This window comes from Methanobrevibacter sp., from assembly GCF_015062935.1.
Taxonomy (GTDB): Archaea; Methanobacteriota; Methanobacteria; order Methanobacteriales; family Methanobacteriaceae; genus Methanocatella.
The window spans coordinates 1-22,732 of sequence record NZ_SUTM01000008.1 but is presented as its reverse complement, the minus strand read 5'-3'; the positions used below and the strand labels follow the sequence as shown (position 1 = coordinate 22,732).

Sequence of the window (22,732 nt, the reverse complement as noted above, 5' to 3'; positions counted from 1 at the left end):
AACTTGTCCAAAACTTATTCCAAGCTTATTCCAATCTTATTCCAAACTTATCCCAAACCTTTCCCAAACTTATTCCAAACTTATCCCAAACTTTTGAATATTTTTTTGCATTGCCAAGATTTATTAGTTTTTAAAGTTATAATATCAAGCATGAAAACATGTTATGTGCTTGATGCATCTGCATTCATAAACGGGTTTCAGCTGACTTCTGATAATAATTTCACTGTTCCTGAAATCACTGCTGAAATTAAGGATTTTGAATCCCGTTTGAAGTTTGATGCTGCCCTGAATGATGGTTTATTGACCATAGAAGATATTCCAGAACAGTATACAATGTGTGTTAACGATATTATCTATGAAAGTGGTGATATTTTAAGGTTATCCCTTCCTGATAAAAAATTAATTGCACTTGCATATATGTTGTCAAGTAATGGTGAAAATGTTAAAGTCATTACTGATGATTATACTATACAAAATACTCTAAAAATCATGAACATTCCTTTTTCAGGTGTCATCACAGAAGGAATTAAAGGAATTTATAATTGGAAGAAAGTATGTGAAGGATGTAAAAAAGAATTTGATGAAGATTATCCTTTTGATGATTGTGAAATTTGTGGCTCTAAAATTTATAAAAAAAGAATTAAGGTGAACAGATGAGAATTGGAATAGTAGTTCACGGTCCAAATATAATAGATTCGGGTTATGCATTAAAATTAATTAAGTTGCTAGAACATTATGGGGATGTTTCAGTCAGGCTTGGTGGAACAATGGGTCGAACTGCAGTTATTGACGCCAGTTTGGAGAATTTAATAGACATTTCCCGTAAATTGGTTCCAAGTGATTCATTAAAGATTTTCTATGATGACAATGTTGATGTAATATTCTTGTTGAACTATGGAAAATCTGATGTGACAGGACAGGTATTTGGTTATAAGGTCTATAATCATTTCGTTGAAAAAATTGATGATAATAATATTCCTGTTATTCAGATTGAAAGGCCTGGCGAAAAGGACGGAAGTATAATACCATGGAATAATGATCTTGATATAGTCAATGAATTGTCTCATGAATTGGATTTGAATGTTGTCATGCCTGAAGAGGTTTATAACAATCATATTAAACAGGATGATGCAGGTCTAAATCAAAGAATTGTTCATGGTGTAAGTCCTGGTGAGAACATCATGGTCAACAGCGTTGTCATTGGAAAAACCAATTCAGATAAATTAACACTTATAGCACGTGACAATCATATTGTCGACATCATTGGAGGAGAGCTTAAACAGCACGGTCTGGAAAAATTGGGTGAAGTCGATTTAGACAGGGCAATTATTAAAACCGGGCTTTTACGTCATGCTAAGGTTAAGCCTCGTGTGATTTCAAATGACAAATCACAAGAATTTAAAGTTACCTTTTTAGACCATGCAGGTGAAGATGTTTATAAATTCAGAGATTCCAGTCTGGTAATTACAATTGGTGATGATACAACTTTGATATCTTCTGATATTTTGTATCGTTTTGATATACCTGTAATTGGCATAACTGATGGTGATTTGGACAAGGTTGTAGAAGATGGATTTAAGGTTAAAAATTCTGTAATCTTTGAAGTTGAAAGTGGTTTTGATGATGTCTGCGGTAAAGATATTAAAAGGATAATGTTTGGTGACAAACAGGAAACCTTTGATTATTCAGATATTGATGAAGTTAGGGACAATATCATTGAAATAATAAATAATATAAATTGCAAATACAAAATTAATTATATTAATTAAACTAGGAAGTGTAATCTTGGATTTTAAAAATCTTGTCAAATCAATTCAGGAGTTTAAGGGCGTATCACGTAAAAGCTCAATTGATAATGTAATTTCTCTTTTAAAGGAGTCATATAATGTTTCAGGAAATGTTGTCATTGACATTGGTGATGATGCCTCAGCTATAGATATTGGAAATAATCAGGTAATGCTGATAGCGGCTGACGGTATCTGGGGCGATATCATGAATGTAAATCCTTACTGGGCAGGTTACTGTTCTGTTTTAGTAAATGTAAATGATATTGCTGCAATGGGTGGAAAACCGTTGGCAATGGTAAACATAATGTCTATAAGTAATGATGAGATTTATGAAGATTTACTGAATGGAATTAAGGACGGATGTCTGAAATTCGGTGTTCCGATGGTTGGCGGGCATTTGCATCCCGACGGTGAAGTTGATTCATTGGGCGTAGCTATTGTGGGCATTGCTCAAAAAGATAAAATCATCACAAGTTTTGGAGCTGAGGCAGGTGACAAGGTAATCGTTGCAATTGACCTTGACGGAAAACCTCATGAAATGTTTAGCCTAAACTGGGATACAACATATGATAAAGATGCACAACTGGTTCAAGACCAAATCACAGCTGTCCAATATTTGGCAGAGCATGATTACATTAAATCCGGAAAAGACATTTCCAATCCTGGAATTTTAGGAACTTTAGAGATGCTTTTAGAAACATCAGATAAAGGAGCGGTAGTCGATTTGGAAAAAATTCCAAGAAATGAGAATGTTGAATGGGTTGATTGGCTAAGATCATATCCAGGTTCAGGATTCGTATTCACAGCCAGTGAGGATAAATGCGATTATATTAAAGAATATTTATCCAAATATTCAATCGAATCAGCCGTTGTTGGCGAAGTAAATGATTCCAATTGTCTTTTATTAAATTATAAGGACGAACAGGCAGAAGTCTTTAATCAGGATAAAAATCCTGTGTTTATATTTAAATAACGTGATTTTATGGATGTAGGCAAAATAGTATCAAATTCATTGAAATATCCTTTTAGAAATATCAAGAAATTACCTATTCTTTTCATGCTGTTTGTTCTGGTTGCCCTCATCCCAATTGGTATGGTATTGGATAACAGGTATATCTTAATCTGCGGATTTATTGCATTTTTTATATTTATTCTCTTTGTGCCGGGATATCTGTTTTCCATGGTTCGTATAGGTATACACGAATCGGCAGTGTTTCCTTCATTAACTTTTGGAAATACAATTTATGATTCTATCAGGTTATGGGTCTTGAGAATGGCCTATATGATTGTTCCGGCTCTGGTATTTTTCATTAGCCTATCCACTGTGGGCATGTCAAGTCTGAATATGCTATATGAATTTAAAATCCCTAGCTTTATACTGGCATTTGGAATGGTTCTCCTTCTGGTGCTTGTTGTCTATATTATATTTGAAGTACTTTTGTTTTTCGCTAAAGCGAGATTGGCTTATTTGGATAGTTTAACTGAAGCTTTAAAAATCAATAGGGTTTTAAGCGATATAAGAAATATCGGTATTTTCAATATTATCAAATGGTTAATAATTATGGCTATTTTGATGATTGTCGTTTCAGTTGTATCTTCATGGATAATAGCAATCCCGTATGTTGGACTGTTGATATACATTGGTGTTGTCCTTCCGATATTGGAAAGTATCGGTAACTATTCTTTGGGATTATTATATTCAAACATTGCCAGAAACAGCAATGACTTGAGCAGAATTGAAAAAGAGCTCAATGAATTAAATAAATTAAATTAAAAAAAGAAAAAATTAAGGATTACACCTTTTGCAAGGCACATATCCTTGGTTAATTGCGTCATCTCTGCTTGATAAATACACTTTATTTCCTTCAGACATTTTATCTACGCTGCTGCAGCTTGCAACATGGAATTTTCCAGTATTTGCATTGGCAACATAGCTTCCAGATCCGGTTGAGCTTGAAGAGGAACTGTCACCTGAAGAACTGCTTGATAAAGATGTAGTGTGTGTGCTTGCCACATGGGTATCGCCATTTGCCCAGTCATAGGGGTAAAATTCACTAGGTGGCATGTACATTATCTCAGCAAGGCCTTCTTTTAAAAGCATTTCATTGACATTTTTACCATCAACAATAACGACGCCTAATGTTCTTCCGTATTTGTCTGAATGTTTTGAATCGTCAATGTCAATTCCCACTTCTTTTCCAAGACACAATTTCTGAACAAAATTTTTAGATGCAATATATCCTTCTACACCTCTTTCGGGTGTGTTTACACCAACAAAACGTATTTTTTCACCATTGTCTAAGTAAATGGTGTCTCCGTCAACCACTGTGGTGCATATTCCTGTTTCTTCAACGTGGCATTCGGTATCACTGTACTGGCTTAAGATATCTGATGCAGACATATCTGAGTATTTTGAACTTGGAATGTTGTGTGAAAATCCAGTTCCGGTGTATGCATTAACAATTGAAACTGCACTGGCTGCAAGAATCAAAATCAATATTAATGAAAAGATATGTTTTTTGTTTAGTGCCATAATTTTCCTCCTATATATTGTTGTTATAAGTTTGTGTAAATATAGTTTTTGCAATTCAATAATTTTAATATATAAAAAGATTATAAATATATAATATTAAAAATTCTTATTAGGAGATTGTATGTTAATTAAAATTAATGGAGAAGAAATAGATGTGGCTGATGCTTCAACAATTCAAGATGTAATTGACGAAACTAATGCCCCATATACTCCTGGTAGTATTGTTTGTCTGATTAAAGGAAAAAAGGAACTTGAAAAAAATATAAACAAGTATAAAATTAAAACTAATGCAGGTTCTATAATCATTCAATTAAGTGAATCTGAAGAAGCAAAACCTTTAGTTGATGTATGGAAAAATCAATATGAAGATTTTGTCGACTTGGATATCAGGTGGTCTACTTCAACCGAAGTGGCTATCGGACCTATTGTAACTGATTTGGAACCAACTTCTGAGGAATATAAATATTTTGAAGGAGATGTTGTTTTAAGTTTATCTAGTTTTAGTAATGAGTCTACTCATTTGATTATACTTAAAGAAAATACCACTAATGTTTACAGTGTACCTCCATTCAATAAAGGTATTTTTGCTCGTGTTATTGGTGGTAAAAAAACTTTGGAAAACCTTACTGATGACGATAAAGTAACAGGAATCGAACCGATTATCGAAAGAAGTACAACTACAGATATGGCCGCCGTATCAGATTTAAGTACTGTACTTGAAGAAGGTAACGAATTATTTACCTACATCTCATTTGATATTGATGATGATTCTCCTGTTTGTGTCGAACATTTGTTTTCATTAATTAAAGACGGTAGAATTAAAGTTTCTTATGACAGTGAATCTTTCATCGGTTTTTATGATCTTGAAGGTATTGAAAAACCTAAGGAAGATACTACTCAAAGACACAGAGGAACAATTACAGTCAGGAACACTGGTGTTGGTGTTGGAAAACTATTCATATATCGTGAAAATAGGGTTTTAACTCCATCTCACACTACTGTTGGAAAAATAATCAAGGGTATGGAAATCATTGACATTGCGAAAGAAAATGATTTCATAACTGTTAAATCAGAAAGACAAAGATTAATGTTATTAAATAAAACTCAAAGTGAAGCTACAGAGATTTTATCTCAAGCAGGAGTTGAACATTTAATTGATGGAATTGTTGATGATGATGCAATTGTTGTCGAGCAATCTCCAAAACATACAATTGATATCTTAAAAGAAGGTCAGGTAATTACAAAATCCATCAGTAAAGATGATTTATGTAAGATTAAGTTTGTAGATAATGCTCCAAGGTCTGTTAAGTATTTCAAACGTTTATCAGGTCTTTTAGAAAATCCTATAGGACAAATAAAAGTCCACTTTGCAGTACCTGGAATGCATATTGTTATTTTTGAAGGAGATAAGAAAGCTGCTAAAGGTTTAGTTCCTGAAAATAACCCTGTAGAAAATGTTATAAGAGGTCAAATCGGTATTACCAATATGGCTTCAAAGAGTGCAGGATTAATAGGTATAAGATTTGAAGACAATTCAGAATTCGGTCCTACTGCAGAAAGCTTTGAAGCGACAAACATTATTGGAGATATTGTTTCAGATTATGATGCTCTTGAAAAATTAAAAGAAGGAGTTGTAGTGTATGTCACAGAATCTAACAATGAGTCCTGAGTTGGGTAAAGAAGACTGGGACCCTGATGTAATTACTCGTATGATTTTTATCGGGCCTGGAGCTCATGTAAGCGAACAAGAGATTGTGAGTGAATTTCATATGCTTGGTTTACCTCTTACAATAAAAAACACTTGTTACGGGTCTATGATCAGTGGAAAAAGTGAAGATGTTTATAAAGCTATTGAAGAAATAAGAAAATTAGACCCAAACCACATTTTCACAAAAGAAAGAGGTTTTGCTCCAGGGGATCCTAGAAGATGCAGAGGTCATAGATTTGGACCAAGGGAAGGATTCCATCAAATGGAAAAGGAATACAGGATACTTGGTTTTGTTGCTGAAGCTTTAGAAAATCCTAAAGATGTGGAAATTGAAGAGAAAAAACCAATTGACGTTGACGAATTTAAAAAAATTATGGATGAATGTTTAGAAAATAAATAGTATGGGTGAAAATATGGTTAAAATTGCAGTTTATCCTCCAAATTCATTAATTTTGGCAGATTTACTTGAAAGAAGAGGTCACACTCCTTTAGTTTTACAAAAACAAATTAGACAAAAAATTAAAGATCCGGAGATTGATTCTCCACCAATGAACATTACTGAAGAAGACCCAATTAAAGGTCTTAAATATGCAGCTATTGAGGTTCCATCCGGTGTTCGTGGAAGAATGGCTATTATCGGACCTCTTATAGATGAAGCGGAAGCAGCAATAGTTGTTGATGGTGCTCCTTATGGATTCGGTTGTATTGGTTGTGCAAGGACCAATGAATTATCAATCTTCTTACTAAGAAATAAGGGCATTCCAGTATTGGAACTTACATATCCTACTAATCAAGATGAAACATATGTGATGGTGAATGAAATCAATGAATTTGTAGATTCACTAGAAGAAACTATAGGGGAGGAATAATAATGGTTAAAATTGCTTTAGTTTCATGCGGAACAGAATATAGTGGAATTCAAAAGGAAATTGAAAAAGCAGCAAACAAGTTCGGTGCTGAAATTATTCTTCCTGAAATCGACTTAGATTACATTGACGAATCCTATGAAAAATTCGGATTTTCAGCTCAAAGTTCAAGTTTAAAATTAATGATTGCAAGAGCTATGGCTATTGTTGAAGGCAGATGCAAACCTGATGCAGTATTTATTGCAACTTGTTTCAGATGTGCTGAAGCGGCACTGGTCAGAAATGAAGTCAGACGTTTCATTCAAAATAATACCCGTATTCCAGTAGTTACATATTCATTTACTGAAAGGACAAAAGCTGATGAATTGTTCATCCGTATGGAAGCGTTGGCTACTACCGTTACTCGTAGAAGTATTCTTGCTCGTGAAAAACAAGAAGGACTTACTCTTGGTTTAGATTCAGGTTCAACAACTACCAAAGCTGTGCTTATGGAAAACAATCAGGTTATAGGAACCGGTTGGACATCCACTAAAGACATCATTGAGTCTGCAAAAACCGCAGCTGCAGAAGCATTCGGTCAAACCGATTACGGCTGGGATGACTTGGATGGAATTGGAACCACCGGTTACGGTAGATTCACCATGGGTCAGGAATTCGGAGCAGAACTCATTCAAGAAGAATTGTCCGTTAATGCAAAAGGTGCAGTATATCTTGCAGACTGTCAAAAAGGAGAAGCTACCGTATTAGATATCGGTGGTATGGATAACAAGGTAATTACTGTAAACAACGGTATTCCTGATAACTTTACTATGGGTGGTATCTGTGCAGGTGCATCTGGAAGATTCCTGGATATGACTTCCCGTAGATTGGATGTGGACATCACTGAATTAGGTCCTTTAGCGGTCCAGGGTGATTGGAGAAAAGCAATGTTGAACTCTTACTGTATTGTATTCGGTATTCAGGACCTCGTTACCACTCTTGCGGCTGGAGGTTCTAAAGCTGATGTTGCAGCAGCTGCATGTCACTCAGTATCTGAACAGGTTTATGAACAGCAACTTCAGGAAATTGATATTCGTGAACCTTTAATTCAGGTAGGTGGAACAAGTTTGATTTCAGGTCTTGTTGAAGCTGTAAGTGAAACTTTAGGTGGAATCGAAGTTATTGTTCCTGAATATTCACAACATATCGGTGCTGTTGGAGCAGCTCTTTTAGTATCTGGAATGGGACACAGACAAGATAACAAATAAATTTAAGGATTTGATTTAGATGTTAGTAGAATGCTACGATGAAAGAGGTGCAGAAGTTTATGAAATCATCATTAAACAGATATTTCAGGATTTGGTTCTTGGAGCTGCTGTAGATGATTTAAGAGCTTATGTCAATCCTGATGATCCTGTATTTATCTTAGCTATTAAAATGAAAAAAACTTCAAGGGTAGTTACTTTTGAAGATGTTGCCAATCTTAGCTATGTTAAAGAGAATGATGTTACTCGTATAATTGTTGATAATGAAAATTATCTTCCGAATATCTTAAAACAGCTTTGGAAAAGATTTTCAAGGGAAGAGATTTATCAGCCTAATAGGTATCAACTTGAAATTGATGGTGACCATGTTGATTTAAAAACTTTAGTAATTGATGACCCTCACTCCAATCTGCAAAGAAGAATATATGATGCAATATTCAGGATATTGCCTGAAGGATTTAAAATTATTAAGGACATGTCCACTGAAAATATTGTTACTGTAGTGGCAACTGATGAATTAATTGCTGATGCATGGATTGAAAAAGCTAAGGAATATATATCTGAGTTGGAAAATTAAATAGAAAAATTTAAATATTTGTTCGTATCAATACAAAATAACAGGAGTTATATATTGGAGAAGTGATAGTATGGCTGAACATAAAGGCTCAAGATTTGCACATATAACAAAAGCACATCCATGTTTTAATGAAAAAATGCATGATAAAGTCGGTAGAGCACACGTGCCTGTTGCACCTAAATGTAACATCTTTTGTAACTTTTGTACAAGGGACATTAACAATGAAGAGGACAGGCCAGGTGTGGCAAGTTGTGTAATGGATGCCGATGCTGCAATTAAACATGTTAATGATGTAACTGCAGAAGGTCCTATTTCTGTTGTTGGAGTTGCAGGACCTGGTGACTCCCTTGCTAATGAAGAAACATTCAAGTTCTTTGAAAAATTAGCAGAGGAACAGCCTGATTTAATTAAATGTATGAGTACAAATGGACTTTTACTTCCAAAATATGCAGATAGACTTGCAGAACTCGGAGTAAATTCTGTTACTGTAACAATAAATGCAATTGACCCAGATATTGCAGTAGATATTTATTCATTCATTAAATATGAAGGAAAAATCTACAAAGGATATGATGCAGTAAAAATATTAATTAAAAACCAGTTAGACGGTGTTGAAAAAGCAGCTGCAAACGGTATAGTAGTTAAAGTTAACTCAGTATTAATTCCGGGACTTAATGATGAACACATTGTTGAAATCGCTAAAGAGGTTAAAAAAAGAGGCGCTTCTTTAATGAACATTTTGCCGTTAATTCCTTTAGCTAAAATGAAACATTATTCCCGTCCGGACTGTTCAATGATGGAAAGTGTCAGAGAACAAGTGGAAGAAATCATACCTGTATTTAGAGCATGCACTCAATGCAGAGCAGATGCTTACGGAATACCTGGTAAAAAAAGCGAAGATCATCATTTAGGAATGACTCCACAAAGTCATTACTAAATTCTATTTTTTTTTTTAAACATTTATTTTTCATTAATTTAATTCGCAGACTTGAAGCGGACGTTCTTGTTACACCACAATTGCAAAGTTCCAATGAAATAATTGATGATGGGTGTTATTTAATCCTGGAAGTGCAGGGGGTAAAAATGCTTCAATAGCAATATTAATTATTGATGAAAAAGATAAATTAATAACTGATATTGATATTAATTTTATAAATTTATGAAAAAAGGAAACGATAATATGGTTAAAACTTATGTTTTTGGACATAAAAGTCCTGATAGTGATACTATAACATCAAGTATTGTTATGGCTAATTTAGAAAAAGAATTAGGAAATTCTGAAGCTCAAGCTTACAGATTAGGAAATATTAATAAAGAAACTGAATTCATTTTAAATTATTTAGATATTGAAGCACCTGAACTTTTAGAAAGTATTGAAGATGGTGCAAACGTTATTTTGGTAGATCACAATTCTCCTGCAGAATCCATAGACAATTTAGAAAATGTAAATATTTTAAAAATTGTTGACCATCATAAATTAGCTTTGGAAACTTCTTATCCTTTATTTTTAAGGTTTGAACCGGTAGGTTGTACCGAAACTATTTTATGCAAATTATATGAAGAAAATGGTGTTGAAATTACAAAAGAAATAGCTACCTTAATGCTGTCAGCTATTATATCTGACACTTTACTTTTAAAATCTCCAACAACAACTGATGATGATATTAAAGCTGTTGAAAAACTTGCTAAAATCGCTGAAGTTGATGCTGAAGAATACGGTTTAGAAATGCTTAAAGCCGGAACTGATTTAAGCAGTTTCACTATTGAAGAAATTTTAGCATTAGATGCAAAACAAATTGACTTTAAAGATGTAAAATCAATTGTCAACCAGGTAAATACCGCAGATATTTCTGATGTAATGGCAATGAAAGATGATTTGGAAGCAGGAATCGAAAAAATTATCGAAGACGAAGAATTAGATTTGTTCATGTTATTGATAACTGACATTGTAAACAGTAATTCCCAAGTTATTGTTTTAGGTAAAGATTCTGGTCTTGTTGAAAAAGCATACGGCGTAAAATTAGAAGATAACACTGCATTGCTTGAAGGTGTTGTCTCCCGTAAAAAACAAGTAGTGCCAATCATGACAGAAAATGCATGAATTTGGCAATACTAAAAATGTATAAATTTATAAATGAGTAATAGATAAGTTAATAATAGATGTATTTAATAATACGTCTCTAATCAATCCGTGAGGATATTTTCAAAAAAAGCATAATTATAAAAAAATGCTCAAAGCAATAAACAAAATTAGAAACTAACATTTAATTATGCTTTTTTTATTATTCTATTTTTTTTAAAGGTGTTAATATGAAAACACTTGAATGGGAAGATAATAAACTAAAACTTATTGACCAAAGAAAACTTCCCGATGAGTTAACCTATGTTTGGTGTGATAATTATCGGGACGTTATTGTAGCAATTAAAAATATGACTGTTCGAGGCGCTCCGGCTATTGGTGTGGCTGCAGGTTTTGCAATGGCACTTGCTGATTTGGAAGGTGTTGATTTACAAATGGCGGCCAAAGAAGTTAAAGCTGCAAGACCAACAGCTGTGAACTTATTCTGGGCTGTTGATAGAGTATTGAACAGCAATGAAGATGCTCTCAGTGAAGCTTTAAAAATGTATGAAGAGGATATGGCCACCAATAGAGCTATTGGAAAGTACGGTGCCGAAATAATTGATGATGGTGACACAGTTTTAACTCATTGCAATGCTGGTGCTTTGGCCTGTGTTGATTATGGAACTGCATTGGGTGTTTTTAGAGCAGCAAGGGATGCTGGAAAGAACATTAATGTAATATGTGATGAAACCCGTCCACGTGGACAGGGTGCAAGCTTAAGTGTTTGGGAAATGCAGCAGGAAAACATTCCGGTTAAGTTAATACCTGATGTTGCATCAGGATACTTGATGTCTCAGGGAATGATTGATAAAGTTGTCATTGGTGCAGATAGGATTGCAAAAGGTGGTGTTGTTAACAAAGTTGGATCATTTATGGTCGCTCTTGCAGCAAAGCATCATGATATTCCATTTTATGTGGCTGCTCCGTATTCTACTTTTGATAATGAAATATCAATTTTTGATACTGTTATTGAAGAACGTGACGGTGATGAAGTAAGATACTATGGTGGAGCTAGAATTTGTCCTGAAGGAACAGAGGTTATAAATCCTGCATTTGATATAACTCCAAAGGAGTTAATTACCGGAATTATTACTGAAAAAGGAATAATTGACCCAATCTAAAATGTGTCATGTTAAGTATTTAAACAATAAAATTTAAAATAGTATATAACATTTCTACAACAAGCCCATCGAGGACTTGAATTATTTTAAGTTTTTTGATGAAAATTACGTGGAGTAATGACATAAATTTCAAAGTGCAATGTTTTGAGGAGATATAATGGAGATAAAAAGTAGCAAGGCAACAAATTACCCACCTTTAATCAAGGATTTAGTTAAAGAATTATTAAAAGATGATTTTGTACATTTTAAAATTTTATGTGCAAATGAAGTTCATCATTTTAATAAAGATACCGATTGCATCATTGAGTTTGAAGAAACCTATATGAAAGAAACCAGTGCAAATGGAGACATGTTATATATCGCTTATCCGGATATATTCAGAGTTAAATTATATAGGGATATTGAACAATATATCGAAGATGAAAAGAAAGCTGATGCTTTCAATGATGATGACGATTGGACTGGTAACAGAATCCAGTTCTAATTTTGAAAGAATTTTTTTCTTTCTTTCTTTTTTTTACATTAACATAATTGTTGTTAATATTTAATTTAATATTTTTTTTAGCTTTGATGAGTTAATGCGGATTTAATAAACATTAAAATTCAAGTTCCACATATTAAAAATATTGTCTAAATTGAATAGGATTTAGCCTTTGACTTTTCCGTCGATTGCAACATGCCACTCTCCGGGGGATGTTGATTTAACTTTACGGGTGTTTATAATTTCAACTTCTTTTCCGGCTTTACTAACTGCATGAGTTAATCGTTTTATTCCCTGTTCATATGAATCTGAGAACTCATAATAATTAATTATTCCACCATCTTCAATTAAATTAACAGCAACATCAAGGAAAGTGTATGCAAGACCTGGAAGGTTCATGATAATCCTGTCGAACTTGCAATTAAATGATTCGCTGACCTGTCTCACATCACCACAATATGTTTTGACAGTACCTTTTAATTTGTTAAGTTTGATATTTTCATTTAAATATTTTATTGCGGCTTCATTAATGTCAACTGCTGTTATGTCCACATCATGATTTTTAGCTATTAAAATAGGAAATGGTCCGATTCCACAGAACATGTCAAGTATTTTTTCACCATCTTTTACGCTATTGCTTACACGAATTCTTTCGGTTGCAAGTCTTGGTGAAAAGTATACTTCTTTAACGTCCAATTTCAGCCTTACTCCATGTTCCTTGTGAATGGTTATTGAATCATCTGTTCCCGCTAAAAATTCCAAATCTCTAATGCGTATTGTTCCTTTAATTGCACTATTTTTCATGTAAATGGCTTGTTTTTTAGTGAATTTAAGTGCGGCTTCACCTATTATTTGTTTTTTGGATAATAAATCATCAGGAATCTCTAAAATAACAATGTCTCCAATTGTATCAAAGGATGTTCTTAAATTTTCTATTTCCTCAGGTGTTAACTCATCTTTAAGTATTTCAGAAAAATTGTGGGGAACTTTTTTCATAGGTTCTAATTCAATATCTACAATTTCATAACCCTCGACATCTCCATTTAATGGAATATAACCGTAATCATCAGCTGCTTTAATTTTATAGTCCATATTCATTTGACCGATTTCCATTAGTTTTAAACGGGTGTCATTTAATTGTTTTAATGGAACTTTTACGCATTTCATAACATTTATTATGTTTAAATTCTTATATAATTTATATGTTTTATTTAGTGGGTTTAGGATTATTTGATGAGAAAGATATATCTCTTAAAGGTTTAGAATGTTTAAAAAATGTTGATAAAATTTATGCTGAGTTTTTTACTTCAAGATTATTCGGGTCCAGTTTTGAAGCTATTGAAGAATTGATCGGTAAGGAAATTGAAGTTTTGGTTAGAAATGAAGTTGAAGAAGAACATAAATTTATCGAAGAGGCAAAAAGCTTAGATGTTGCTTTGATTACCGGGGGCGATCCTTTGATTGCAACAACTCATAGTGATTTTTTAGTGCAGTGCTCTAAGAAGGGAATTGATTATGAGGTTATTCACGGCTCCTCAATTTTATCTTCAGCACCTGCAATTTCAGGTCTTCAGGGATATAAATTCGGTAAGGTAACAACCATTCCTTTCCCGGACTATAATTTTTATCCGAAATCCCCTTATGAAGCCATTGAAGAAAATCTTAAAATGGATTTGCATACTTTAGTTTTACTGGATATTCAAGCTCATAAGGACCGTTATATGACTGTCAATCAGGGTTTGGAATATCTTATGAACATTAAGGATAATCTTGACCATGAAGGTTTGATTGATGAAGACACATTGGCAATGGGAATTGCCCGTGTCGGTTCCAAGGATGTTTGTGTCAAGGCGGGTAAAATTAAGCAGTTGATTGATTTTGATTTCGGCGGACCTCTTCACTGTATTGTAATTCCGTCCAAGCTTCACATTGTCGAAGCAGAATATTTGGTAGAAATTGCCGGAGCGGACCCAAGCATTCTTGATGATGTTTAATTTAAAAAAAGGGGGAGTTGGGAAGTAGTGTCTTCCTACTTCCGAGATTTCGAACATTTTTGTAACATTTTGGAGATTATAAAATGATTGACTGATGTTCATAAAGATATGAAATATACTTCACATCGATTATTATTTTTATTTTAATCCTATTTAAATATTTTTATTTTATTCTGAAAAAATGTTGTTTATTTTTATAAAAGAAGTCCTATCGATTTTTTTAAAAAATATATGGTTACACATTTTTAATTTATATGTAAATTGTTGTAAAAAAGGGGGGAGTTTTGGAAGTAGTTTTAATCCACTACTTCCTAAATGAAACATATTCTAATCATTTTGGAGATTATAAAATGGTTGAATTGTGTCATGTACAAATATGAAATTCAATTCACATCGTATAATACTTATATTTTAATATTATATAAATGTTTTTATTTGATTTTTTGAAAGTTAATTTAAGCCTGAACTATCTGGTTGTTTTTTTTAAAGAAATTTTATTTAATCATAAAATAAAATAAGTATATGGGCATTTTAGCAAAATTAATAGGTTTTCTAAATTCATGTTTAAAAGATAACAAAAAATTAATTATTGCCATGGTTATAGTTATAGTGGCATTGTCAATAATGATTAATTTAAATCTAACTGATAATTCTGATGTAATGGATAAATCGGGTGAACGATTGTCATTCAATGTTTCTTCAGGTAATACTCAGTTAAGCCGTTTTGTTAATGATACAATGCTTGGTCCTAAATATAGTGGATGTGATGTAGAAACTATAAAGTGGATGGAATCATTAGGAAATAAAAGTGTTTTCTTTGGAAATGATCAAATTGTCATAATGAGTATTGAGGATGCTGAAAAAATTCCTAAAGACCCTGGAATAACTGATGTTTACATTTACAATCACTTTGAAGGGGATGTAATTGAAAATCATGATTTGGGCAATAAATATCCTGCTGTATTCTATGTAGAAAATGTTACTTTTGTCACTCAGGAGATTATCGGCACTGGTTTGGCATAATCTTTTAGCGATTTTATTAAAAAGAAAATACACATTTTGACGTAAATTCAACAGACAGGCATGTTGAAGAAATATATTTAAATAAATTACAAATCCTGTTAAAATCATTTGTTTTTTTATTTTATAATGTTAATTTTTAATTATTCATGTTAAAATGACCTGAAAGAATACTAATATATTTATTAACTACTTTAAACAACTTAAAAGTATGTCTAAAAACAAACGCGTAACAATTAGTGTCAATAATGACATTGACTTGAATTTTCGCAGATTGGCCTCAAGTAAGATGTTATTTAAAACTGGATGGTATTCCAAAGCGATTGAAGAGGCAATGTTGTTATGGATTGAGAAAGAGGATAAATAATTTTTCTCTTTTTTTCTTTTTTTATCATTAACTATTTAAATAAAACTCTACTATTTATTATTATAGAGTGGTGTTAATAATGGAAAGTGATGAAGAATTAAGAACCGTTCGAGTTTATACTAAAAAATACAATAGTAAAGACAAAGATGGTAATGTTGTTGAAAAAGAATCTCAACAAAAACAGGTAAGTCTTAAAAAAGAAGATCCTTTTGAAGATAATGAACTAGTTAAAGTATTGGCTCAAAAGGATTATCAGGATTTAATTGAAAATCAAATTTCAGATGAAAAGCTCAACGAGTTCAATCAGACCATTCAGGAAAAGGATGAGCTAATTGAAACTTTACAAGAACAGATTCAAACTCTCAAGGGTTCATTTTTTGATGATGTTGATTCACTTAAGGAACAGCTTAGTGATAAGGAAGAACTTTTAAAAGCAAAAGATGAAATTCATGAATTGAATAAAAAGATTACCAAAATCGATGATGAAAGAGTAGCTATTTTTAAGGAATTGGATTACAAGAATAAAATGATTCTGGCATACAATGTGGAGCTCAACAAATCAATTTTAAATGCAATCAACGTAGTCATCGATGAAGCAAGAGATAACATCAATCGCAGAAATGTTGCACTTGTTGAAGGTTTGGAAAAATCAATAGAAAAATCCAAACATGAAGTCAATGAAAAAAATAAGGCAATAGCATATGATATAAGGGCAACAGTTGAAGACATGAACGAACAAATCAGAAACACAAGTACACTTAAAATGATTCTCAATAAAAAGAACATTAATCTGAGGGTGCCGATTGATGATTTGCTCAAGCCATTTGATTTTGACTTTGATGTTGAACATTTGCTTTCCGGTCAGGCTTTGGAGCTCGATGCCGCTGAAATTCTAAAAGAAGTAATGCCAAAACTTCCAGAACCATTTTCCAAATATATTGACACTATTGAAGAAGAACCAGAAACAATTGTAGTTTCATCAAAAAAAGAGGATTAATTCATGAGAACTTTTAACACTGGCCAACTTACTTTCGAATATCCTGATTCATGGGAAGCTGAAAAAGCAGACATATTGTCCAATCCTGATTGTGTAGCCACTTTGTCCAAAGGTGAGGAAAATTTAATTAATGCAGTCATGTTTCCGACAGCTACAGATTTGGACGGATATAAAATTTTCATGGAAGATGCAATTTCAGATGATGGAGGGGTAATAATCTCTTCGGATTTTGTAAAAATTGCAGGAAAAGATGCAATCAAGCTTCATGCCAATATGGACACTCCTGAAATAAATTTTGATATTCATACATATGTTTTCATTGAAAATAAAGTAATTTATATATTTGAAATGAGAACTCTGGATGTTTCAGGAGAATCCGAACGCGAATTTAAGAATATGATTGATTCATTTAAAATAACTGTGTAAATTCCAGCAAGTAATCCATGCAGGTTCTGTCCAATATTTTTAATGTTGAGATGTTTTGCGGAGTAGTTCCAGAGCGTTCCTCTACAAGGTTTCTCAATGACTTATTTTTCATGTGTGCATGAATCTCCTTGATTACAAATTCCATATTTTCAATATTTTTATTTTCCAGTTCTTCCTGGGTGATGTCTTCATAAATAGGATAGCTGTTTAAATCGTAGGATTTTGTTGGAGTTTGTAAAACATTAAGGTGGCTGTAATAATTTGTGGAATCTGATAAAAATCCGTCTATTCCCATATATGTTAAAATAGGCATAAATGATAATTCCGCAAATGAATAAATGAAATAACTGCTTTTTTTGGCCTCTTTTTTAAGATTGACGATTAGCTCAACAAGATCTCTTGGATTTGTTAATAATGCATCTCCGTTTGCTATAATGAATCCGTTGTATCCGATTTCTTCCAATTTTTTTAGACATTTGATTCTTAAATCCAGGTATTTGGATCCCTGAATGACTGCGATATCGCATGTGTCCACATTTTCTTTTGCAAGCTTTAATGTTTCTTTAACGTTGAATTCTGCAATTTCCCTATCGACATTATATGCAGACCCTTCATTTGGAGCTATATTCAATTCGTCTTTATAAAATATTCTTGGGGTGAGTTTACCGTCTGTTTTTCCTATTCTTCCAGGTCCGTCATGGGATTTTATTTCAAATTTTTTTATCATTTGCGTCTTTCCTATTTGTTGTTATATTATATTTACAATGTTTAGGTTAATATAAATTTTTTATCTGCTGTAACCTTTTTGATTACACCTATGAAAAATTTAGTAACCTTTATATATCATATTTTTAAGAGTATTATTAAGGATTTAAGGGTGCTAATCCCATGAATCCGAGGTGTGTTTTCAATGTCTATAATAAATCGTTTAAAATCTCTATTCGGAGAAAATGATAAAGAAGTAAAAGACATCAGTAATGATGTATCAAACACATCTGATGATGTCAAAAGTACATCTTCACAAAATCTAAATGACGGTATCGTTACTGGAACTAAAACAACTGAATCAATTTCAGTTAAGTCCGAAGACGATAAAAAAAGTTTAACTTTTAAAAAGGATGTCGAAACTTTAGTTGAAGAAAAAGTTGCTGAAACTACTGAAGCTGAAGAAATTGTGGAAGAAGTTCCTGAGGAAGTTGAAGCTGTTGAGGAACCTGTTGAAGCTGAGGAAGCTGAAGAAGTTCCTGAGGAAGTTGAAGCTATTGAGGAACCAGAAGAAGTAGTTGAAGAAGACGTCGAAGAAGTTAAAGAAGATTCAAACAAAAATGATAAAGAGAGAGATAATATGACTTTATTGACTGATAAAGAATTATTAAATGATAGTAACCGTGATCCAGATTTCACTGCTGAATTTATTGACGCAGGTATTGAAACTGTTAAACACTGTTTCCAATGTGGTACCTGTAGTGGTAGTTGTCCATCTGGAAGAAGAACTCCATACAAAGTAAGACAAATCGTCAGAAAATGTTTATTAGGATTAAAAGAAGAAGTTATCACTGACGACGCTTTATGGATGTGTACTACTTGTTACACTTGTCAAGAAAGATGTCTTAGAAGTGTAAAAATCGTAGAAATTATCAAAAAAGCACGTAACATTGCAGCTCATGCAGGTTACATGGCAAAACCTCACAAAATGACTGGTGTATTTGTAATGAACACCGGACACGGTGTACCAATCAACGATGCTACCAAAGCATTAAGAGCAAAAATTGGTCTTTCAGAAATACCACCAACAACCCATGCTTATCCAGAAGCATTAGCTGAAGTACAAAAAATATGTAAAATCACTGGTTTCGATGAATTAATTGGTTACGACGAAGCAACCGGCGGATTAAAAGAATAAATTTATTAGGAGAGTTATAATATGGAAATTGCATACTTCTTAGGTTGTATTATGAACAACCGTTATCCTGGTGTAGAAAAAGCTACCAGAAAATTATTTGAAGCTTTAGATATTGAATTAAAAGATATGGAAGGAGCATCTTGTTGTCCTGCTCCTGGTGTATTTGGTTCTTTTGATGAAGAAACCTGGGCTACTATTGCAGCTCGTAACTTAACTCTTGCTGAAGACATGGGTGCAGACATCATGACCGAATGTAACGGATGTTTCGGTTCCTTATTCGAATGTAACCACATGTTAAAAGAAGACGAAGAGAAAAAAGCTGAAATTAACAAAAACTTAGCTGAAATCGGCAGAGAATACAAAGGTACTATTAACGTAAAACACTTCGCTCAAATTTTAAGAGACGACGTTGGTTACGAAAAATTAGCTTCATTAATCGAAAAACCTTTAAACTTAAATGTTGCAGTTCACTACGGTTGCCACTTCTTAAAACCAACTAAAACTATTGGTATTGAAGATCAAGCTGAAAACCCATCTATTTTAGATGACCTTGTAGAAATCACTGGTGCTAAATCAGTTGACTACAAAGACAAAATGATGTGCTGTGGTGCTGGTGGAGGTTTAAGATCCAGAGATTTAGATGTAACTACTAGTTTCACTAAAGAAAAACTCGACCACATGACCGAAGCTGGCGTAGATGCTATTGTTAACGTATGTCCATTCTGTCACTTACAATTTGACCAAGGTCAAACTGAAGTAAACGAAAAATACGGTACTGACTTTGCATTACCTGTATTCCACTTAGCTCAATTATACGGATTAGCTATGGGATTATCAGCTGAAGAATTAACCTTTGATGCTCAAAAAATTGATGCAACTCCTGCTATCAAAAAAGCATTAGGTGAATAAATTTAAGGATTTTTAATCCTTTATTTTTTTATTTTTTTAGAGGCATTGAAAAGACATTTCGGAGGGTTATCATTTATTATGATAACTTTTTTTTATCATTAATTTTTTTTGTTTGTATTGGTACGAATAATTCGTAAGTACTTTTATATATGATTAATAAGAAATGTAAAACTAATAAATATTCAAAGAGGTGTATTATGTTTGTCGCAACATTGGACGGTATTTTTAAATATGCAGACCTTCCAGAAGAATATGAACCATATGTACAATTTAAAGCAACTATTGATAAAAGAGAACTCAAACCAAGTGATGAATTAGCAATTTTAAATATTGCAGGAACTTCCACTCATCACGTATTATTCTTAGATTCTTACACTAGCACTAGTGAAATCGAACAAGAATTAAAAGATGCTGATGCAAAAATCAATCATACTACTTTAAAAATTATAGGTGGACATTTATGAGCTTACCATCAGAGCAAAATTGGTTAGTTCTGGACCATCTCCTTAAAGATTTACATAAAAGAGGATATGAGGTTCCAAAAGGAATTAACCCTGAGATGGGATTAATTAGATCAACTATCAGTTCTTATAAAAGAGATCCTTCCCATCCTGATTTGATTAATGGTTTAGCTAATGCAGAAATGTCTTTAAATAATATTCAGGCAACTCTTATAACTATCGCTGAAGAGGAAGGGGAAGAATATGTTGATCATTGGCTTGATTTATTAAAACAGGTCATGCAAGGTAAAGAAGTTTTTGAATTTGCAGACTCCCGTTCCAAATTTTTGGTCAATACTCCCCCTGGTTTAACTACTGGTAGAATTAATCTTTTAAAACCTTTAGCTGAAGAAAGAGTTCAAGAAATTGCAGAATGGAATGGCCTTATTATTGAATTTGATGATGATGTAACAATTGAATTACATGGAGATAAACCTGACTTACAAGTAGGTTTGAAAGAAATGGGGTCTTTCTTTTTAGAACAAAAAGGTGATTAAATGACTAAAATTTTAGCAATAAGTGATATTCACGGTGAAGAAAACGAAAATTTATACACTTATTTAAATAATAATGAGGATATTGATTTAGTTATAATTCTAGGAGATATTACTGATTTCGGACCTTTAGACTTTGTAGGCCCTTTCATTGAAAAAATTGCAGAATGCGGTGTAGATGTAATAGCTATCCCTGGTAATTGTGACCCTAAAGGTATTTGTAATGCTATTAATGAAGTTTCTTTCTGTTTACATAACAATATTATTGCATACGGTGATGCAATTCTATTCGGATACGGCGGATCAAATGAAACTCCGTTCAACACTCCTGGTGAAATACAGGACAATAAGATTTACGGGGATGTTTATGAATTATTAGCTAATTATGATTATGTCTATAATGAAAATGTTCCTAAGGTAAAAATATTAGTTACTCACGCCCCTCCATTCAATACTGAAGCAGATAAACTTGAAAGCGGAGACCACGTGGGCAGTCAGGGAATTTTAAAATCCATTCATGAATTTGAACCTCAAATTAATATTTGCGGCCATATTCACGAAGCTAAATCTCTCAGTAAAATTGGAATTACTACTGATGTAGCAAATCCAGGTATGCTTAAAGATAATGGAGCTGTCTTGATTGATGTTATAGACGGTTCTAACTATGATATAAGTTTAATTTCTTTAGATGAGTAATTTCATCTCTCTTTTTCTTTTTTGTTTATAACTTTAAACTCAAAAATTTCTACTTTATTTCAGTAAAATTTATTTAACTTTATATGCTATCGTTGATAAAATATAAAGTAATGAGAAAGTTAACTAAAATTTTATTGATTATATTAATTTTACTTGTTATTTTTGCAGTATTATCTACTTTTACAATCAAACAAAACACAGAAACTTTAGATGAATATACAACAATAATCGGAAATAACTCTAATGGTACTGTTTATAAAATAGTATGCGGAAACGAATCAGCTAACGATACTGCAATAGTAATATTAGGTGTCCATAGTCTTGAAAGCGGCATTCATAATGCTACAAATGAATCGATAATGAATTTCACCAAACAGAATATGCTTAATAAGAAATTCATTGTATATTTCGTTAAACTTAACTTTAAGGACAGTGGAATGAATACAAGCGATTACACAACCAACAGACATATGGGGGAACTGCTGACTAATGAATATGTCCTTCCGGATATAGAGCGGTATGACCCTTATGTTGTTGTTGATGTTCATGAAATGGAAAGCTACTGGGATAAGCAGAGATATGTTGGTGTCATGGATAATAAATCCTCAGTAAATATGGAATACGCTAATGCCATAAGTAAAAATCTAAGCTATCCGGTATATAAAATCAATGCAGGAACTTCCCCTGAATGGGTAACAATACCTATTTATCAAAAGGGACATAACGTTATTTTATTTGAGACTGCTCAAATTGACACTCAGTATAATAAGACGTTAACAGCCATAGATTTGGTCAGGACTATTGATAATTTGCCTGTTTATTGATTTTTCTATTCAGGTAACAAACTTTCATGAAAAAAAGATTATTTAGTAATATTTAGTATAATACTATTTTTATTTTTTTTTAAAAATGAGGATGTGACGCAAAATTTTTAGTTGAATTTTGTTTTTTTTTTTAATTTTTTTTAATTTTTTCTTATTTTAATTG

At 32.7% G+C, this 22,732-nt stretch carries 27 protein-coding genes; 24 read left to right on the top strand and 3 right to left on the bottom strand.

Annotation, left to right across the window (positions count from 1 at the left end):
- Nucleotides 1–150: 150 nt before the first annotated feature.
- From E7Z81_RS04995 to E7Z81_RS04980, 4 genes are read left to right on the top strand one after another with little or no spacing between them, the layout of a single operon-like run.
- On the top strand, nucleotides 151–657 hold the full coding sequence (locus E7Z81_RS04995) for a ribonuclease VapC (RefSeq protein ID WP_292744947.1): 507 nt from the start codon (nucleotides 151–153) through the stop codon (nucleotides 655–657).
- On the top strand, nucleotides 654–1,769 hold the full coding sequence (locus tag E7Z81_RS04990) for a DUF2117 domain-containing protein (RefSeq protein ID WP_292744945.1): 1,116 nt from the start codon (nucleotides 654–656) through the stop codon (nucleotides 1,767–1,769). The genes E7Z81_RS04995 and E7Z81_RS04990 overlap by 4 nt, the downstream gene beginning before the upstream one ends.
- A complete protein-coding gene (locus E7Z81_RS04985; protein WP_292745104.1) occupies nucleotides 1,765–2,760 on the top strand; it encodes a methanogenesis marker 2 protein in 996 nt (331 codons plus the stop codon). The genes E7Z81_RS04990 and E7Z81_RS04985 overlap by 5 nt, the downstream gene beginning before the upstream one ends.
- A 9-nt stretch (nucleotides 2,761–2,769) precedes the next feature.
- Nucleotides 2,770–3,561 (top strand): DUF4013 domain-containing protein, encoded by a 792-nt coding sequence (locus E7Z81_RS04980; RefSeq protein ID WP_292744943.1) that lies wholly within the window; start codon nucleotides 2,770–2,772, stop codon nucleotides 3,559–3,561.
- Between the two features lie 12 nt (nucleotides 3,562–3,573).
- Here the strand turns inward: E7Z81_RS04980 and E7Z81_RS04975 are convergent, their stop codons facing one another.
- Entirely contained in the window at nucleotides 3,574–4,320 is a 747-nt protein-coding gene (locus tag E7Z81_RS04975; protein ID WP_292744940.1) for a thermonuclease family protein, read from the bottom strand.
- Nucleotides 4,321–4,441: 121 nt separating this feature from the next.
- Between E7Z81_RS04975 and E7Z81_RS04970 the strand changes: the two genes are divergently transcribed.
- The 9 genes from E7Z81_RS04970 to E7Z81_RS04930 all read left to right on the top strand — a co-directional run bounded on the left by E7Z81_RS04970 (nucleotide 4,442) and on the right by E7Z81_RS04930 (nucleotide 12,442).
- On the top strand, nucleotides 4,442–5,989 hold the full coding sequence (locus E7Z81_RS04970) for a methanogenesis marker 3 protein (RefSeq protein ID WP_292744938.1): 1,548 nt from the start codon (nucleotides 4,442–4,444) through the stop codon (nucleotides 5,987–5,989).
- A complete protein-coding gene (locus tag E7Z81_RS04965; protein WP_292744936.1) occupies nucleotides 5,961–6,428 on the top strand; it encodes a methanogenesis marker 6 protein in 468 nt (155 codons plus the stop codon). Before E7Z81_RS04970 ends, E7Z81_RS04965 begins: the two co-directional genes overlap by 29 nt.
- 13 nt (nucleotides 6,429–6,441) lie before the next feature.
- A complete protein-coding gene (locus E7Z81_RS04960) occupies nucleotides 6,442–6,897 on the top strand; it encodes a methanogenesis marker 5 protein (RefSeq protein ID WP_292744934.1) in 456 nt (151 codons plus the stop codon).
- 2 nt (nucleotides 6,898–6,899) lie between these two features.
- Nucleotides 6,900–8,141 (top strand): methanogenesis marker 15 protein, encoded by a 1,242-nt coding sequence (locus E7Z81_RS04955; RefSeq protein WP_292744932.1) that lies wholly within the window; start codon nucleotides 6,900–6,902, stop codon nucleotides 8,139–8,141.
- Nucleotides 8,142–8,160: 19 nt separating this feature from the next.
- Entirely contained in the window at nucleotides 8,161–8,715 is a 555-nt protein-coding gene (locus E7Z81_RS04950; RefSeq protein ID WP_292744930.1) for a methanogenesis marker 17 protein, read from the top strand.
- 70 nt (nucleotides 8,716–8,785) lie between these two features.
- Nucleotides 8,786–9,652 (top strand): radical SAM protein, encoded by an 867-nt coding sequence (locus tag E7Z81_RS04945; RefSeq protein WP_292744928.1) that lies wholly within the window; start codon nucleotides 8,786–8,788, stop codon nucleotides 9,650–9,652.
- Nucleotides 9,653–9,895: 243 nt separating this feature from the next.
- The gene (locus E7Z81_RS04940; protein ID WP_292744926.1) at nucleotides 9,896–10,816 is read left to right on the top strand and encodes a manganese-dependent inorganic pyrophosphatase; all 921 of its coding nucleotides are present in this window, start codon (nucleotides 9,896–9,898) and stop codon (nucleotides 10,814–10,816) included.
- A gap of 209 nt (nucleotides 10,817–11,025) precedes the next feature.
- Nucleotides 11,026–11,958, top strand: a complete 933-nt coding sequence (gene mtnA / locus E7Z81_RS04935) for an S-methyl-5-thioribose-1-phosphate isomerase (protein WP_292744925.1) — start codon at nucleotides 11,026–11,028, stop codon at nucleotides 11,956–11,958.
- Nucleotides 11,959–12,115: 157 nt separating this feature from the next.
- A complete protein-coding gene (locus E7Z81_RS04930) occupies nucleotides 12,116–12,442 on the top strand; it encodes a hypothetical protein (RefSeq protein ID WP_292744924.1) in 327 nt (108 codons plus the stop codon).
- A gap of 162 nt (nucleotides 12,443–12,604) precedes the next feature.
- Here E7Z81_RS04930 and E7Z81_RS04925 read toward each other — a convergent pair whose 3' ends face one another.
- The gene (locus E7Z81_RS04925; protein ID WP_292744923.1) at nucleotides 12,605–13,606 is read right to left on the bottom strand and encodes a class I SAM-dependent methyltransferase family protein; all 1,002 of its coding nucleotides are present in this window, start codon (nucleotides 13,604–13,606) and stop codon (nucleotides 12,605–12,607) included.
- 35 nt (nucleotides 13,607–13,641) lie between these two features.
- Between E7Z81_RS04925 and dph5 the strand changes: the two genes are divergently transcribed.
- The 5 genes from dph5 (at nucleotide 13,642) to E7Z81_RS04900 (ending at nucleotide 17,243) form a co-directional block, all read left to right on the top strand.
- On the top strand, nucleotides 13,642–14,433 hold the full coding sequence (gene dph5 / locus E7Z81_RS04920) for a diphthine synthase (RefSeq protein ID WP_292744922.1): 792 nt from the start codon (nucleotides 13,642–13,644) through the stop codon (nucleotides 14,431–14,433).
- Between the two features lie 594 nt (nucleotides 14,434–15,027).
- Nucleotides 15,028–15,456: a hypothetical protein gene (locus E7Z81_RS04915; protein WP_292744921.1), complete on the top strand. Its 429-nt coding sequence runs from the start codon at nucleotides 15,028–15,030 to the stop codon at nucleotides 15,454–15,456.
- 208 nt (nucleotides 15,457–15,664) lie between these two features.
- Entirely contained in the window at nucleotides 15,665–15,820 is a 156-nt protein-coding gene (locus E7Z81_RS04910; RefSeq protein ID WP_292744920.1) for a hypothetical protein, read from the top strand.
- A gap of 79 nt (nucleotides 15,821–15,899) precedes the next feature.
- Complete coding sequence (locus E7Z81_RS04905; RefSeq protein ID WP_292744919.1) at nucleotides 15,900–16,817, top strand: hypothetical protein; 918 nt, start codon at nucleotides 15,900–15,902, stop codon at nucleotides 16,815–16,817.
- 3 nt (nucleotides 16,818–16,820) lie between these two features.
- A complete protein-coding gene (locus E7Z81_RS04900; protein ID WP_292744918.1) occupies nucleotides 16,821–17,243 on the top strand; it encodes a hypothetical protein in 423 nt (140 codons plus the stop codon).
- On the opposite strand, the gene E7Z81_RS04895 is transcribed toward E7Z81_RS04900, so the two are convergent.
- Nucleotides 17,227–17,970, bottom strand: a complete 744-nt coding sequence (locus E7Z81_RS04895; protein ID WP_292744917.1) for an archaeosine tRNA-ribosyltransferase — start codon at nucleotides 17,968–17,970, stop codon at nucleotides 17,227–17,229. The genes E7Z81_RS04900 and E7Z81_RS04895 overlap by 17 nt on opposite strands.
- Nucleotides 17,971–18,153: 183 nt before the next feature.
- Here E7Z81_RS04895 and hdrC point away from each other — a divergent pair, with 183 nt between their 5' ends.
- From hdrC to E7Z81_RS04865, 6 genes are all read left to right on the top strand, one after another.
- On the top strand, nucleotides 18,154–19,146 hold the full coding sequence (hdrC, locus tag E7Z81_RS04890) for a CoB--CoM heterodisulfide reductase subunit C (protein WP_292744916.1): 993 nt from the start codon (nucleotides 18,154–18,156) through the stop codon (nucleotides 19,144–19,146).
- A 21-nt stretch (nucleotides 19,147–19,167) separates the two neighbouring features.
- Entirely contained in the window at nucleotides 19,168–20,055 is an 888-nt protein-coding gene (gene hdrB / locus E7Z81_RS04885; protein WP_292744915.1) for a CoB--CoM heterodisulfide reductase subunit B, read from the top strand.
- Between the two features lie 197 nt (nucleotides 20,056–20,252).
- Nucleotides 20,253–20,519, top strand: a complete 267-nt coding sequence (locus E7Z81_RS04880; protein ID WP_292744913.1) for a DUF749 domain-containing protein — start codon at nucleotides 20,253–20,255, stop codon at nucleotides 20,517–20,519.
- The gene (locus E7Z81_RS04875; RefSeq protein WP_292744911.1) at nucleotides 20,516–21,052 is read left to right on the top strand and encodes a DUF2096 domain-containing protein; all 537 of its coding nucleotides are present in this window, start codon (nucleotides 20,516–20,518) and stop codon (nucleotides 21,050–21,052) included. The genes E7Z81_RS04880 and E7Z81_RS04875 overlap by 4 nt, the downstream gene beginning before the upstream one ends.
- Nucleotides 21,053–21,745 (top strand): metallophosphoesterase, encoded by a 693-nt coding sequence (locus E7Z81_RS04870; protein WP_292744909.1) that lies wholly within the window; start codon nucleotides 21,053–21,055, stop codon nucleotides 21,743–21,745.
- Between the two features lie 134 nt (nucleotides 21,746–21,879).
- Nucleotides 21,880–22,569 (top strand): hypothetical protein, encoded by a 690-nt coding sequence (locus E7Z81_RS04865; RefSeq protein ID WP_292744907.1) that lies wholly within the window; start codon nucleotides 21,880–21,882, stop codon nucleotides 22,567–22,569.
- The last annotated feature ends 163 nt before the right edge of the window (nucleotides 22,570–22,732 follow it).